The 13,559-nt window shown below is 55.9% G+C and carries 12 protein-coding genes; 7 read left to right on the top strand and 5 right to left on the bottom strand.

The annotated features are described in order from the left end of the window. Nucleotides 1-24: 24 nt before the first annotated feature. A complete protein-coding gene (locus MJ923_RS19890) occupies nt 25-414 on the bottom strand; it encodes a MerR family DNA-binding protein (protein ID WP_240592580.1) in 390 nt (129 codons plus the stop codon). Nucleotides 415-898: 484 nt separating this feature from the next. On the opposite strand from MJ923_RS19890, the gene MJ923_RS19885 reads away from it, so the two are divergent. Beyond that, nucleotides 899-3,073: a heavy metal translocating P-type ATPase gene (locus MJ923_RS19885; RefSeq protein ID WP_240592609.1), complete on the top strand. Its 2,175-nt coding sequence runs from the start codon at nt 899-901 to the stop codon at nt 3,071-3,073. 2 nt (nt 3,074-3,075) lie between these two features. Further along, nucleotides 3,076-3,444 carry a hypothetical protein gene (locus MJ923_RS19880; RefSeq protein ID WP_240592579.1) on the top strand — a complete coding sequence of 123 codons (369 nt, stop codon included), beginning with the start codon at nt 3,076-3,078 and terminating at the stop codon, nt 3,442-3,444. Between the two features lie 82 nt (nt 3,445-3,526). On the opposite strand, the gene MJ923_RS19875 is transcribed toward MJ923_RS19880, so the two are convergent. Together MJ923_RS19875 and MJ923_RS19870 are read right to left on the bottom strand one after the other, a co-directional pair. Beyond that, nucleotides 3,527-4,234, bottom strand: a complete 708-nt coding sequence (locus MJ923_RS19875; protein ID WP_240592578.1) for a Vat family streptogramin A O-acetyltransferase — start codon at nt 4,232-4,234, stop codon at nt 3,527-3,529. Between the two features lie 52 nt (nt 4,235-4,286). Then, nucleotides 4,287-4,799 (bottom strand): GNAT family N-acetyltransferase, encoded by a 513-nt coding sequence (locus MJ923_RS19870; RefSeq protein ID WP_240592577.1) that lies wholly within the window; start codon nt 4,797-4,799, stop codon nt 4,287-4,289. A 201-nt stretch (nt 4,800-5,000) separates the two neighbouring features. Here MJ923_RS19870 and MJ923_RS19865 point away from each other — a divergent pair, with 201 nt between their 5' ends. The 4 genes from MJ923_RS19865 (at nt 5,001) to MJ923_RS19850 (ending at nt 9,792) form a co-directional block, all read left to right on the top strand. Next, nucleotides 5,001-6,596, top strand: a complete 1,596-nt coding sequence (locus tag MJ923_RS19865; RefSeq protein WP_126166498.1) for an ABC-F family ATPase — start codon at nt 5,001-5,003, stop codon at nt 6,594-6,596. 192 nt (nt 6,597-6,788) lie between these two features. Next, nucleotides 6,789-7,169 (top strand): VOC family protein, encoded by a 381-nt coding sequence (locus tag MJ923_RS19860; protein WP_240592576.1) that lies wholly within the window; start codon nt 6,789-6,791, stop codon nt 7,167-7,169. Nucleotides 7,170-7,252: 83 nt separating this feature from the next. After that, on the top strand, nt 7,253-7,864 hold the full coding sequence (locus MJ923_RS19855) for an NAD(P)H-dependent oxidoreductase (protein ID WP_240592575.1): 612 nt from the start codon (nt 7,253-7,255) through the stop codon (nt 7,862-7,864). Next, nucleotides 7,861-9,792, top strand: a complete 1,932-nt coding sequence (locus tag MJ923_RS19850; protein ID WP_240592574.1) for a monovalent cation:proton antiporter-2 (CPA2) family protein — start codon at nt 7,861-7,863, stop codon at nt 9,790-9,792. The genes MJ923_RS19855 and MJ923_RS19850 overlap by 4 nt, the downstream gene beginning before the upstream one ends. 22 nt (nt 9,793-9,814) lie before the next feature. Here MJ923_RS19850 and MJ923_RS19845 read toward each other — a convergent pair whose 3' ends face one another. Together MJ923_RS19845 and MJ923_RS19840 are read right to left on the bottom strand one after the other, a co-directional pair. After that, nucleotides 9,815-10,375 (bottom strand): DUF1415 domain-containing protein, encoded by a 561-nt coding sequence (locus tag MJ923_RS19845; RefSeq protein WP_126166502.1) that lies wholly within the window; start codon nt 10,373-10,375, stop codon nt 9,815-9,817. 117 nt (nt 10,376-10,492) lie between these two features. Beyond that, nucleotides 10,493-12,634: a TonB-dependent receptor gene (locus MJ923_RS19840; RefSeq protein WP_240592573.1), complete on the bottom strand. Its 2,142-nt coding sequence runs from the start codon at nt 12,632-12,634 to the stop codon at nt 10,493-10,495. A gap of 249 nt (nt 12,635-12,883) precedes the next feature. On the opposite strand from MJ923_RS19840, the gene MJ923_RS19835 reads away from it, so the two are divergent. Further along, entirely contained in the window at nt 12,884-13,333 is a 450-nt protein-coding gene (locus tag MJ923_RS19835; RefSeq protein ID WP_240592572.1) for a hypothetical protein, read from the top strand. The last annotated feature ends 226 nt before the right edge of the window (nt 13,334-13,559 follow it).

The raw sequence follows: 13,559 nt of genomic DNA, 5'->3' as shown, positions 1-13,559 counted from the left end.
GCTGCTGAGATCTCAAGCTACGCCTCAGTTGTCGGTGGCAAGTGAGGCCAGAATAGGGCAGTTGCTTTGCTCGCCGCCCTGACACTGCGAAACCAGTTCACCAAGCTGTTTATGAAGCGCCTGCATGCGGCGGATTTTGTCCGCCAGCGTGCTCAGGTGAACTTCCGCCAGCGCCTTCACCTCGCCGGCGGCCCGTGCCGGATTTTGCTGCAGTGCCAGCAGGCTGCGACACTCATCAATGGAAAACCCCATTTCACGGCACTGATGCACAAAGCGCAGGCTCTCCAGCGTAGCCTTGTCATACACCCGATAGCCGTTGTCACTGCGGTTGGCCGTTACCAGCCCGATATCGTGGTAATAGCGAATGCTCTTAACGCTTAGCCCTGTGATGCGGGCCACGTCGCCAATTTTCATCTGTTATCCCTCTTCGGCAACCCTTAAAAAGTCCGCTGCATTTTTGTGCTTGACTCTCCAGTTACTGGAGACTTTAACCTGAAGCCAACTCGAATTCACCTGCAAACTCAGTTTCGGTTGCAAGTTCGCCTAAGGAGCCTATATGAACAGCGTACATCTCACCGTGCCCGGTATGAAATGTGGCGGCTGCGGCAAAAAAATCACCTCGCTGCTGGCCACAGAAGGCTGGAAAATACACACAGATCCCGCCAGTAAGCGGCTCGATATCAGTGCAGCGTCGACCATTGATGTGAATGATGTGCTGGCGCGGCTCGAAGCCGGTGGCTATCCCGCAACGATGATGGATGAACCTTTGGCAGCAGCGCTGCCGGAGTTGGCACCCGATGCTGACCAAATGGCCTTTGATGCCGGCAAGGTGCCAGCCGGGGAGCCTTCGGCTGCGGCTGCAATCGCTCACACGGCACTGCGCTTCAGCGTGCCCTCGATGAGCTGCGCCAGCTGTGTGGCCAAGATAGAAGCGGCGCTGCGCTCAGCCGGTGGTGAAGGCCGGGTCGATTTGTCCCGTAAGGTGGTGCGGGTAAAAGGCTTATCCGCCGATGCAGTGGCGGTCGCGCTCAGTGGTGTTGGTTACCCCGGCGAGCTCCTGACCGCACAGCCGAGGCCTGTCAGCGATGATGGACAGCATTTTCGAACCAGACTGTGGCAGGCAGCTGTGGGGCTGGGGCTCGGGGTGCCCTTAATGTTATGGGGACTTTTTGGCGGTGAGATGATGGTGAACGATGCCACCCGCCTTGGCTGGGGACTGGTGGGGCTGATAACAGCTTTTGCTATGCTGCTGACCGGTGCTCACTTCTACCAAGGGCTTTGGCGCTCATTAAAGGCCAAAAGTGCCACCATGGACACCCTCATAGCCTTGGGCACAGGCACAGCCTGGCTCTATTCCATGGCGCTGGTGCTGCTGCCACAGGCGTTCCCCGAAGGCAGTCGCCATGTGTATTTCGAAGCGAGCGTGATGATTTTGGGTCTTATCAACCTTGGCCATGCGCTGGAGGCGCGGGCGAGGGGCAAAACCAGCGAGGCGCTGGACAAACTGCTTGGGCTGAAAACCGATGAGGCGCTGCGGCTTGAAAACGGCACTGAGCGCTGGGTTAAGGTTGAAGATATCGCACTCAATGACCTTATTCGGGTGCGCCCGGGCGACAGGATTGCCCTCGATGGCAAGGTTATCGAAGGTGAGTCGCTGCTTGATGAGTCCATGCTCTCGGGCGAGCCGCTGCCGGTGGCCAAAACTGCAGGCGAGAGCGTGTTTGCCGGCACGGTCAATGGCAATGGCAGTCTGGTCATTGAAGTGACCGCCGAGGCCGATGACAGTAGATTGTCGAAAATTATCGCCTTGGTGGAGGAGGCGCAGACTTCCAAATTGCCCATAGGCCGGCTGACTGATGCGATTTCGGCGGTATTTGTGCCAGTGGTGGTGGCGATTGCCATTATTGCCGCTCTGATCTGGTACTTTGTTGGCCCGGCGCCTGCGTTGTCTCATGCCATGGTGGTGCTCACCACTGTGCTGATTATTGCCTGCCCCTGTGCCCTTGGACTTGCCACGCCCATGTCGATTATGGTCGGGGTAGGGCGCGCCGCCTCCATGGGCATTTTGGTTAAAAACGGTGAAGCACTTGAGCGGGCCAGTAAGGTTACCACAGTGGTGCTTGATAAAACCGGCACCCTGACGCTGGGCAAACCTAAGGTAAGTAAAGCCCTGTGGTTTAAAGGGGATGAAACTCATATAAAACAGGTTATTGCCAGCCTTGAGCGCCACAGCAGCCACCCGCTGTCAGAGGCGCTTGCGGCCCTGTCGGATGCGCCTTCACTTACTGTGAGCGAATTTCAAAACCTGCCCGGCGAAGGCCTCATGGGTAAGGTCACCGCCACAGATGGCAGCCATGAGTGGCACATCGGCAATCCACGTTTAATGGCGCGCCTTGGCCTTGAGTCAAAACTTGAAGCCCTTGAATCTGAACTTGATGCCCTTTTTGCTGAAGCGTTGACGCCTGTGCTGGTGGCAAGGGATGGCGAGCTGGTGGCCTTGCTGGGCATTGGCGACCCGCTTCGCCCCGATGCCAAAACCGCGATGGCGCGCCTTAAAGCTCAGGGTAAGCGTTTGGTGCTGCTTTCTGGCGATAACCAGCATACGGCCGAGGCGGTTGGCCGCGAGGTAGGTATTGATGAAGTGATTGCCGGGGTGATGCCAGATGAAAAACATCAGCATGTTGCCCGTCTTAAGGCGGCTGGCGAAGTGGTGGCCATGGTGGGGGATGGCATTAACGATGCCCCGGCGCTGGCCGAAGCAGATGTGGGCATCGCCATGGGCACTGGCACGGATGTCGCCATTGAGAGCGCGTCTCTGACCCTGCTTTCACCGCGGCTTGAAGCCCTTGCCGATGCTTTTGCGCTGTCGCGCGCCACCCTTGGCAATATTCGCCAAAACCTCTTTGGTGCCTTTATTTACAATGTGCTCGGCATTCCGGTGGCGGCGGGCGTGCTCTATCCAGCGTTTGGAGTGCTGCTAAGCCCGGTTCTGGCAGGGGCTGCCATGGCGGCCTCATCCCTGACCGTGGTGACCAATGCCAACCGCCTTAAAAGCCGTAAGTTGGTTGACTGACAATGCTGCTTGCCATTCTTACAGGAATACTCAGCGGATATTGGCTTGCCCGCCATTCAGCGCTTCAGCGCCCGTTTGCGAGGGTGCTGCTTCTGGCAAGCTTTCCGCTCTATCACCTGGTGTTTGCCCTGTTCGCCCTGTTTGCTCAGTTTGTGACGTCTGCCGCTGGCGGCTTTGATGAGGCTTTAGCGCTGCAACAGGGCGCTTGGACTATGGTGGGCCATGAACTTGTCGCTACGTTGGTGTTTGGGGCCCTGGCATTCTGGTCACAAAGGCAAGCGCCTGTGCTGCCTGCGGCGCTGCTTGGTCACGGAGTTTACGATTTACTGCTGGCGAGCGACGCGGCGCCCTGGTGGTGGGGCGCGTTTTGAGCCAGCGTCGATATCATGCTGGCGCTGCTGTGGTGGAAGGGATTGCAAAGGAGCAACCATTAGCCCTTTGAGTTGGCGCATTTTAAGCGTTCGCCTTAAGCGTTCGCCACTGGCAACTCGCGGCGCTGAGGGCTTCAAGATTGCCATTTTTGATATCCAGCAGATGGGCAGAAATCTTGTCTACAGGCCATTCCCACCAGGCGATAGCTTCAAGTCGGGCAATGTCTTGGTCATCAAAGCGCATCTTCACGATTTTGGCCGGGTTACCGCCAACGATGGCATAGGCGGGCACGTCTGAGGTGACCACTGAGCGGCTTGCGATAATGGCGCCATTGCCCACTTTTACCCCAGGCATAATCAGTGCCTCATAACCTATCCACACATCGTTGCCGATTTCGGTATCGCCTTTAAAGGGCTGTTCCCCCGGCTCAGGCGCCGCCTGCTCCCAGCCGTTGCCGAAAATGAAAAACGGGTAGGTGCTTGCCCCCGCCATGGGGTGGTTGGCACCATTCATAATGAACTTAACCCCACGTGCGATGGCGCAGAATTTACCGATAATCAGTTTGTCGCCAATAAAGGGGAAGTGATACAGCACGTTGCGCTCAAAGTTGGCGCTGTCCTCTGGGTCGTCGTAATAGCTGTAATCGCCCACCTGAATATTGGGATTGCTGATGGTGTTTTTGATAAAGCACACCTGTGGAAAGCCTTCCATCGGAAACGGGTTATCGGGGCTGGGGCCATGGCCCTGTGTTACCGCGGTTTGCGGCTCGGTGGCAGACGTTGTTGTCATAAACAGTCCTTGTGCTAAGTGCCTTGTGCTAAATGCCTTGTGCTCGCCTTGGTTAACCCAGCGGCAAATAAAGAATGTGCTGCGGCCCGGCGCTGCCGCCCAGATAATGGCTTTCGCTGTCGATAAAGCCATTTTTAAGATAAAGATCCCGTGCTGGGATATTTTTAAGATTGACGGTTAATACCAGGCGCCCAAACTGCGGGTAGCGCGCCTGAATAAACTGCGGCAGCGCCTGCATTACCGCCCTGGCAAGGCCTTTGCCCTGGTGGTGCACATCAATCAGAAATGCCCTGAAACCTAAATCGCTGGCCTTGGCAAAGCCATGCTCCAGGCTGTATTCCTTATCCAGCAGAAAAAAGCCCACCAGGTGTTCGCCGTTTGCAGTCTCGGCTGTATCAGTCGTGGCAGTGTCAGTTTGATGCCACACCAGCACAGGCACTATGGCGCCACCGGCGATGGCGAGGATTTCTTCCATGGTGCCCACAAAGCGCAATTGCTCCGGGGCCACTTCCAGCGCTTCGGCGAGGGGGCGAGTTGATGCAGTCATCTTTTCCAGCCGGACCATTCGCTTCTCCTTATATAGGCGCCGATTTTTATTTTTTACCCGACTATATTGGCGGCATTTGGCGTGCGGCCGCAAGTCGGTTGATAATTCACGCAGGGGTGTTATAGTACCGCGCTTTATCAGAGGGTAGGCTTATGCTTAACCCTTGGGATTTTCGCCGCAGGCGCCTGCCTCGGCCTACAGACAAACGGAAACCAGCCCGTGATCACAACCGCCAATATCACCATGCAGTTCGGCGCCAAGCCACTGTTTGAAAACATCTCCGTCAAGTTCGGTGACGGCAACCGCTACGGCCTTATCGGTGCCAATGGTTGCGGTAAATCCACCTTTATGAAGATCCTCGCCGGTGAGCTTGAGCCGTCCGGCGGTAACGTTCATCTGGATCCCAACGAGCGTCTGGGTAAGCTGAATCAGGATCAGTTCGCCTACGAAGAGTTCAGCGTAATCGATACTGTTATCATGGGCCACAAAGAACTGTGGGCCGTGAAGCAGGAACGTGACCGTATCTATTCTTTGCCTGAAATGAGTGAAGAAGACGGCATCAAGGTGGCCGAGCTTGAGATGGAGTTCGCGGAAATGGACGGTTACACCGCCGAAAGCCGCGCCGGCGAACTGCTGTTGGGCGTGGGTATTCCGCTTGAGCAACACTTCGGCCCCATGAGCGAAGTAGCGCCCGGCTGGAAACTGCGTGTGCTGCTGGCGCAGGCACTGTTTTCCGATCCGGACGTGCTGCTGCTCGACGAACCAACCAACAACCTGGACATCGACACCATCCGTTGGTTGCAGGACATGCTGAATCAGCGTAACAGCACCATGATCATCATCTCGCACGACCGTTACTTCCTGAACTCTGTGTGTACTCACATGGCGGATCTGGACTACGGTGAGCTGCGTGTGTATCCGGGCAACTACGATGAATATATGACGGCTGCGTCTCAGGCCCGTGAGCGCCTGCTGGCCGACAACGCCAAGAAGAAGGCTCAGATTGCTGAGCTGCAGACCTTCGTGTCGCGCTTCTCTGCCAACGCCTCCAAAGCCAAGCAGGCCACTTCCCGCGCCAAGCAGATTGAGAAAATCAAGCTGGACGAAGTGAAAGCCTCAAGCCGCGTTAACCCCTACATCCGTTTCGAGCAGGAAAAGAAACTGTTCCGTAACGCGCTGGTGGTTGAGAACCTGACCAAGGGTTTTGATGGCGAGCCGCTGTTTAAAAACTTCAACCTGATTGCCGAAGTGGGTGAGCGCATTGCCATCCTCGGTGAGAACGGTGCCGGTAAAACCACCATGGTACGCACACTCATCCATGAACTGCCACAGGATGAAGGCACTATCCACTGGTCTGAAAACGCCTCTATCGGTTACTACGCTCAGGATCACGCCAGTGACTTTGAAAACGATTTGAACGTATTCGACTGGATGAGCCAGTGGAAGAAAGAAGGCGACGACGAGCAGGCCGTTCGCGGTATTCTGGGTCGTATGCTGTTTGGCGCCGACGACATCAAGAAATCAGTCAAGGTGCTGTCCGGTGGTGAGCAGGGTCGTATGCTGTTTGGCAAAATGATCATGCAAAAGCCCAACATCCTGGTGATGGACGAACCCACCAACCACCTGGACATGGAATCCATTGAGTCACTCAACAACGCGCTGGAAATGTACGAAGGCACCCTGTTCTTCGTATCGCATGACCGCGCCTTCGTAAGCTCACTGGCCAACCGCATTATTGAAATCACCCCAAATGGTGTGACCGATTTCAAAGGCACCTACGATGAGTTCCTGCGCAGCAAAGGGATCGAAAACTGATACCCTTTGCTGATGAAAAAGCCGGCCTGTGCCGGCTTTTTTTGTGGCTGAGATTAGGCGTAGCCAGAGTGTCTTTGACGAGTGGGGTTGTTTTATCAGTAAAAATCCCTTTAACTGAATCCTTGTTTGGAAGGAAATTCTGTTGAAGAGCCGTGTTGTGCTGCGGCGCCACTCGCATATTAGGAGAAGCCAATGGCGAAAAATCCCGTTTCCTGGTTTGAAATCTATGTGAATGACATTGGCAGGGCCCGCGCATTCTACGAGGCCGTGTTTGGCGTCAGCCTCGAGCAAATCCCCATCCCCGATGAAAATGGCTTTGAAATGTGGTTCTTTCCGTCTGAGATGAGCCAGTACGGCGCCAGTGGCGCACTGGTGCATATGCCGGGTTTCGATGCGGGCGGCAACAGTACCCTGGTGTATTTTGCCTGTGACGACTGCGCCATGGAGGAGTCGCGGGTAGTGGGGGCGGGCGGCCAGGTGCAGCGCGCCAAGATGTCCATCGGCGAATATGGATTTATCTCCCTTGCCATAGACACTGAAGGCAACATGATAGGCATGCACTCGCTCAAGTAATTCCGCTTTCGGGCTGACGAGGCGTATTGTCAGCCCATCTCCAATCCGTTGAGGGCACGCAGATGCCCAGGGGTCTTTCATTCATGAATCAAGCAACATCCAATTCGGTCCTGGTCTTGTTTGCCCATCCGGGGCAGACAGGCTCGGAAGTCTGCCTGCCAATGTACCGCATTGCCTGCGATACCCCAGGTGTCACCTGTGTGGATTTATACGCTGAGTATCCCACCTTCAATATCGATATTCAGGCCGAGCAGCAGCGGCTGCTTAAGCATAAGGTACTGATTTTTCTGTTTCCGCTGTTTTGGTACTCCACCCCGTCGCTGCTCAAGGAGTGGCAGGATCTGGTGCTGGAATACAACTTTGCCTATGGCGCCAGGGGCGACAAGCTGCACGGCAAACCGTTTTTTTGTGCCATCAGTGCCGGTGGCAGCGAAGCATCCTACAGTCCGGATGGTTATAACCATTTTGGTCTCAGAACCTTGCTGTCACCCCTTGAGCAAACTGCCTCGCTCACCGGCATGGCTTATCTGCCGCCGTTTGCGATATTTGGCGCCCGTTCGGCGCTGGAGGAAGACCGGCTCGAGCCCCACCTGGAGCGCTGGCGCCGCTTGCTTGAAAAACTGGTGGCAGGGGCGCTGCCGGATGAGCAAGCCGCAGCGGCGGGGCTGCTCAATGGCTGGGAGGCTTTGTCATGACAGGCATTTTTTTGCAGGCATTTGTTTACTTGCTCGCCGCCGTGCTGGCGGTGCCCCTGGCCAAGCGATTGGGGCTTGGCTCTGTGCTTGGCTATCTGGTCGCCGGGGTCGCCATTGGGCCGCTGCTGGGGCTGGTTGGGCAAGAAACACAAAGTATTCAGCATTTTGCAGAGTTTGGTGTGGTGTTGATGCTGTTTTTGGTGGGCATGGAGCTTGATGCCAAGCAGCTGTGGCAGATGCGTCAGCGGCTACTTGGCCTGGGCGGACTGCAGGTGCTGCTTACCACAGGCGCGGTGGCGGGGCTTGCGTTGGCGCTCGGTCAGCCCTGGCAGATAGCGCTGGCGCTCGGGATGATCCTCGCCATGTCGTCCACAGCCATAGTGCTGCAATCGCTGAATGAAAAGGGCCTTGCCAAAACAGAAGGTGGCCGCAGCGGTTTCTCGGTGCTGCTGTTTCAGGACATAGCAGTGATCCCAATCCTCGCGATTTTGCCGTTGCTGGCAATAAGTGCCCCAGTCGCCGAAAGCGGCCATGAGGATATGTCGCTGGTGGCAGGTTTGCCGGGCTGGGCCAATGCCCTGGTGGTGCTTGGCGCCATTGCCGCCGTGGTATTTGGCGGCCGCTTCCTGACCCGGCCGCTTTTTGGTTATGTGGCCCGCTCGGGCCTGCGGGAAGTGTTCACCGCTGCTGCGCTGATGTTGGTGATTGGCATTGCAGCGCTGATGAGCCTGGTGGGCCTGTCACCGGCCCTTGGCACCTTCCTTGCCGGCGTGGTGCTTGCCAGCAGTGAGTTTCGTCATGAACTTGAGTCCACCATAGAGCCGTTCAAGGGCTTGTTGCTGGGGCTGTTTTTTATCACGGTGGGCGCGGGCATCGATTTTGAGATGCTGCTGTCACAGTTTGCGCTGGTGCTGGGATTAGCCCTTGGGGTGATGCTGATTAAGGCGTTGGTGCTGTTGGTGCTGGCTAAAATCTTTCATCTGTCAGGCTCGGATAAATGGCTGTTTGCGCTGTCGCTGGCCCAGGCGGGTGAGTTTGGTTTTGTGCTGCTTGGCTACAGTCAGCAACAGGGGATTTTTGGCAGCGAGCTTGGGGCCTTGCTGTCGATGGTGGTGGCACTCAGCATGTTTTTAACCCCAGGGCTCTTTATTCTGTTTGAAAAGGTGATTTTGCCAAGGGTCACCCGCAGTGCCAATGAGCGTCAGGCTGACACCATCGATGAGCAGGGGCCGGTGATCATTGCCGGGATCGGTCGTTTCGGCCAGATAGTCAATCGTCTGCTCAGGGCCAATGGCGTAAAAACCGTGGTGCTGGACCATGAATATGCTCAGGTTGAGCGGCTCAGGGACATTCAGATGAAGAGTTTCTTCGGCGATGTCAGTAACCCTGAACTGTTGCACACCGCAGGCATTGAGTCGGCCAAGATGCTGGTGGTAGCCATTGATGATGTGGAGGGCGCCACTGAGCTTGTGCGCCATGTGCGGCATCATTATCCGCAGGTGGTGATTCTGGCGCGCGCCTTTGACCGGGGCCACACCTACGCACTGACCGAAGCCGGGGCCGACTGGGTGGTGAGCGAAACCTTCCACTCGGCGCTGAATATGGGCGGTGAGGCACTGACGCGCCTTGGGTTGCATCCTTTTGTTGCCGAGCAACGTAAAACCGCCATGGTGGAGCGTGAGAAGGCCCATGCGGGCGAGCTGTACGAAGCCTGGTTTGAGATGCGGGACAACCTTGACCGGCGCGAGCGCTATCTGAACCTGTTTATGAAGCTTGAGGCGGCGCTGGTGGAAGATATGGGCAAAGACCGGATGGATGGTCACAGCCGCAGTTTGAGCGGCTGGACGCCGCCGCCCAAGGGCTATGAAAAGGTGCTGGCCACTCAGGATGAAGAGTTGCACCATCATCAAAGCCCGCCAGCGGGTTGAGCGCAGCATGAAAAAGCCGGACTCAGTCCGGCTTTTTGCACTCTTGCAGCAGGCGAACAAAAAACTCGCTGCCCTTGCGGCGGGCAAAAGCGATATTGCGCTCCGGGATGCTTTCCGGCTCGTTGTAACTTGCCAGGGCTGCCGCCATGCCTTCCTCGCGGATGATATGCAAGGTGGGATAGGGGGCGCGGTTGGTGAAGTTGGCCGGATCGTCCTGCGGCTCGCCGTCGAAGCAATAGTCAGGATGGAAGCTCGCCAACTGATAGGTGCCTTCAAAGCCTTCTTCAACCAACAGGTCTTCGGCAATGCCAAGCAGATCCAGATAGAGGTAAAAGCCCTCGAATCCCCGCGGCAGAATAAAGAGACTGGTTTCCACTTCGGGATGGGCATCGAGGAACTGGCATTCATCCAGCAGGGCTTGCAATACGTGCTCCATGCGGGTTTCTTCACACACCAGATAGCGGATGCTGTTGCGCTCCACTTCGCGGCGGGCGAAGGGGCAGATATTGTATTTCATGATCACCTTGGTGACCCAGGCGCGGGTCTCATCGGTGATGGCCTGAATTTCCTGCTGTTCGGACATCTTGGCTGGTCTCTGGGGCTCGGTTTTGCCGGTTGGACGCACATGGTAGAAACCTCGCTGCCAACACGCAAATAAAAAAGCAGCCCAGGGGCTGCTTTTTTCACATATTGCTCAGGCTCAGAAAGACCACTTCATGCCCAGATTGACCGTGGTACCCAAACCCTTGGTGTTGTAACCGGGGAAGGTAAAGGCTTGAGATCGCGCTGAATAATAGTCTTCATTCAACAGGTTCTCGACCCCGAGGCTAAACAGCAACTGATCCATACGATAGCTGGCGGCAAGATTCAGCAGCGAATAGCTGTCTACCGGCCCCTGGCTGCCGGTGTACTGGCCGTTGACCGGCTCAAAGCGCTTACGGTCGCCGACATACAGCCAGCTTAACGACAGGCGGGCGTTATCGAAGGCGTCCCAGTCGAGGAAGGCGGCGAATTTCGGCGGGGTGATGGCCTGGCCGTCGAGGTAAATATCCTGATCGGTATCCTTGCCTTCCATCCAGGCGTAGTTGGCGCCGAGCGTCAACGCGTCGCTGAGGGCATAGCTTGCCGCCAGTTCGAAACCCTTGATTTCCTGGGGGGCGCGTACCGGCTCGTAAATGCCGGTGGCCGGATTGAGCACGGTACGGGTGCCAAGCTCAGATTTGCTGATAAAGGCCGCTGCCGAGTAACTGAGCTCCTGCCAATCGCCGGAGAAGCCCACTTCGTAGTTATCAATCAAGGCCGCCTGGGACTGGATTTTGGCCAAATCGTCCACGGTGGCGGTGCGCAGCAGCAGTCCCAGATCAGACACATCGGCGCCCTGAGAGAAGCTGATAAAGGGGCTGAGCAGCTCACTGCCATTGTATCTCAGGCCAATGTTATAGGTGGTGGCATCAAAATCGACATCGCCGCCGCGCACATCCACCGGTGTGGAGCACTGGGTCTGGCTTCGACAGACTCGCAGGGTCTGATAGTCTTCGACTGCAATCGTCATCTGATCCCGGCGCACACCGGCTTTAAGCACCCAGTCGTCGCTGATTAACCACTTGGTTTGCAGGTAGAAGGCCAGATTTTGCATGTCCATTTCCGGCACCCACATGCGGCCGTCGACCAGCGGTTGACTGGAGACATCCTGCAGGTAATCCACGCCGTAGATGAGGTCAAGTTCGCTGCTGGCAAGCTCAAAGCTTGAGTTGAAGTTGGCGCGCAGGCCGCGCTTTTCTGAGCGAATAATCGACTGACCGCCGTCAAATCCCTGCTCGGGGTTGGCGAGGCTGGCGCTATAGAAGAACACGTTGTTAATTTTCTGGCCGTAGGCATCGATAGCCAGACGGGTGTTGTCAAACAGCGCCAGATCTTCGTACTTGAGCATCAGGTTGTGGTTGCCGTCGGGCCCCTGGGGAACACCTTTGCGGGCCGAGGGATTTTCGGCCTTGATGGCATAGGTTTTCTGACCCGTGTTGACGCTGCCGGTCACATCCACCAAATCGGCATCCTGCTGTGACTCGAAATAGTTGTAGGTAAGCTGCAGTGATTTTTCATCATCAAAATCAAAGCGGAATTTAGTGAACAGGTTTTGTGAGGTGGTTTCCGACAGCCCATAAACCAAGCCGGGCACATCGCCTTCGGCGTCGCGCTGCAGGCCGTATTCTTCGCGGCTGGCGCTGACCAGATAACCAAAATCGCCGCTGACGCCGTCGAGGGCACCTTCGATTCGGCTGCCGGCGCTATCTTCAAATTTGACGGCACTGAAGCGGCTGGACACGCCCAGGGTGCCATTGATGCCGCCACCGGCGCCGGGCTTTTTAGTGATGTAGTTGATGATACCGCCCGCCGCGCCATTGCCGTAAATCGAGGTGGCGCCCTTGATGACTTCGATACGCTCGATGGCGTTCATATCAATGGAGCGGATATCCAGCGAGCCATTTCTAAGTGGGGTGGACTGCGGCACGCCATCAATCAGAATCAATGCTTTACGGCCGCGCAGAGTTTGCCCTGCGTTGCTTGAGGTGCCGGTGGCAGGGGACATGCCCGGTACCCGCACCGCCAGCAGATTTTGCAGCTCCGAGCTGATGCTCATTTCGGTGGCGATAGTTGCGCTGTCCACCAGGGTTACTGAGGAGGGCACTTCATCGAGGCGTTCGGGCACACGGCTGCCGGTGACTATCATGCGCTCGACAGGCTGGGCGTTGTCAGCGGCCTGAGCTTGGGTTTCGGCAGCCACAGGGAGCGTCGCGAGGCCCGCCAGTGAGGACAGGGCCAGGGCAACAGGGGAGTACTTCATCTCTCATTCCTTCGTTATAAAAATCTCGGGAATGATAATCACTATCAATAATACATTCACATTATTTACAAAGGTTAAAAAATTGTGCCGCAGTTACAGCGGCTTAAAGCAAATGTGAGCCAGCGCGAAAACCGACCTTTGGCCACTGGTAATCTGCGCTGTTGGGGATTACTCTCACAGGATCGGATACGGGAAATTGACTCCCGGTTTGGTGAATTTAAAGGGATATACCCGCATTCAGGAGGAATTATGTCTTTGAAACGCAAAACATCATCTATTTTCGCCGCAGCCCTGACCCTGTCCATTTCGCTGGTAACCATGCCAGCCATGGCTGCCGAATGGTTCAAGATTGCCGATAAGGTGGTGAACTACAAATCGGAAACCGACGAGGTTACTCCACAGTTTGGCGAGAAGAACGTCACCCATATCAAGCTGGTATGCACCCAGGGCACAGTGAATCTGCATAAGATCAGCCTGCACATGTCTGACGGTTCGGTGAAAGTGGTGGATAACCTGGGTGTGCTAAGCAAAGGTCTCGCCAGCCGGGTGATTGGTGTGCCAAAAGGCGATGCCAAACTCAAGAAAATTGAGCTGAATTACGACTCCATGGGCAGCCAGGAAATGGCATTGCTTGGCATGTCGAAAAAGGCCCATGTGGACATCATGGGTAAGAACGACGACAAAGATAAATCCGAATAAGCTCAGATAGGGTTCTGAAGACGCCTTTTACTGTAGCTTGGCTCCGCCAAAATGCCTGCTCTGTTTCAGGGGCGGGCATTTGTATTTGTGGCATTTGAAAAACGTCGCTTTATTTGCCTTTTGAGCGCATTTTTCCATCGTATCGATTTCCTCCGTATTGTCTTCCTCCGCATAGCTCTCTTCCACACATCTCTTCATATGCGCATTTTCACAAGCGCATTTTCAT

It is taken from the genome of Shewanella zhuhaiensis (assembly GCF_022484835.1).
Classification (GTDB): Bacteria; Pseudomonadota; Gammaproteobacteria; order Enterobacterales; family Shewanellaceae; genus Shewanella; species Shewanella khirikhana.
The sequence above is the reverse complement of the archived record's forward strand: the minus strand, read 5'-3'. Positions and strand labels throughout refer to the sequence as shown.

Bases quoted from the DNA above. Each gene is read 5' to 3' on its own strand.
- MJ923_RS19870 (WP_240592577.1), bottom strand. From the start codon at position 4,799: ATGGTCCGGCTGGAAAAGATGACTGCATCAACTCGCCCCCTCGCCGAA.
- MJ923_RS19890 (WP_240592580.1), bottom strand. From the start codon at position 414: ATGAAAATTGGCGACGTGGCCCGCATCACAGGGCTAAGCGTTAAGAGC.
- MJ923_RS19880 (WP_240592579.1), top strand. From the start codon at position 3,076: ATGCTGCTTGCCATTCTTACAGGAATACTCAGCGGATATTGGCTTGCC.
- MJ923_RS19835 (WP_240592572.1), top strand. From the start codon at position 12,884: ATGTCTTTGAAACGCAAAACATCATCTATTTTCGCCGCAGCCCTGACC.
- MJ923_RS19840 (WP_240592573.1), bottom strand. From the start codon at position 12,634: ATGAAGTACTCCCCTGTTGCCCTGGCCCTGTCCTCACTGGCGGGCCTC.
- MJ923_RS19860 (WP_240592576.1), top strand. From the start codon at position 6,789: ATGGCGAAAAATCCCGTTTCCTGGTTTGAAATCTATGTGAATGACATT.
- MJ923_RS19850 (WP_240592574.1), top strand. From the start codon at position 7,861: ATGACAGGCATTTTTTTGCAGGCATTTGTTTACTTGCTCGCCGCCGTG.
- MJ923_RS19885 (WP_240592609.1), top strand. From the start codon at position 899: ATGAGCTGCGCCAGCTGTGTGGCCAAGATAGAAGCGGCGCTGCGCTCA.
- MJ923_RS19845 (WP_126166502.1), bottom strand. From the start codon at position 10,375: ATGTCCGAACAGCAGGAAATTCAGGCCATCACCGATGAGACCCGCGCC.
- MJ923_RS19875 (WP_240592578.1), bottom strand. From the start codon at position 4,234: ATGACAACAACGTCTGCCACCGAGCCGCAAACCGCGGTAACACAGGGC.
- MJ923_RS19855 (WP_240592575.1), top strand. From the start codon at position 7,253: ATGAATCAAGCAACATCCAATTCGGTCCTGGTCTTGTTTGCCCATCCG.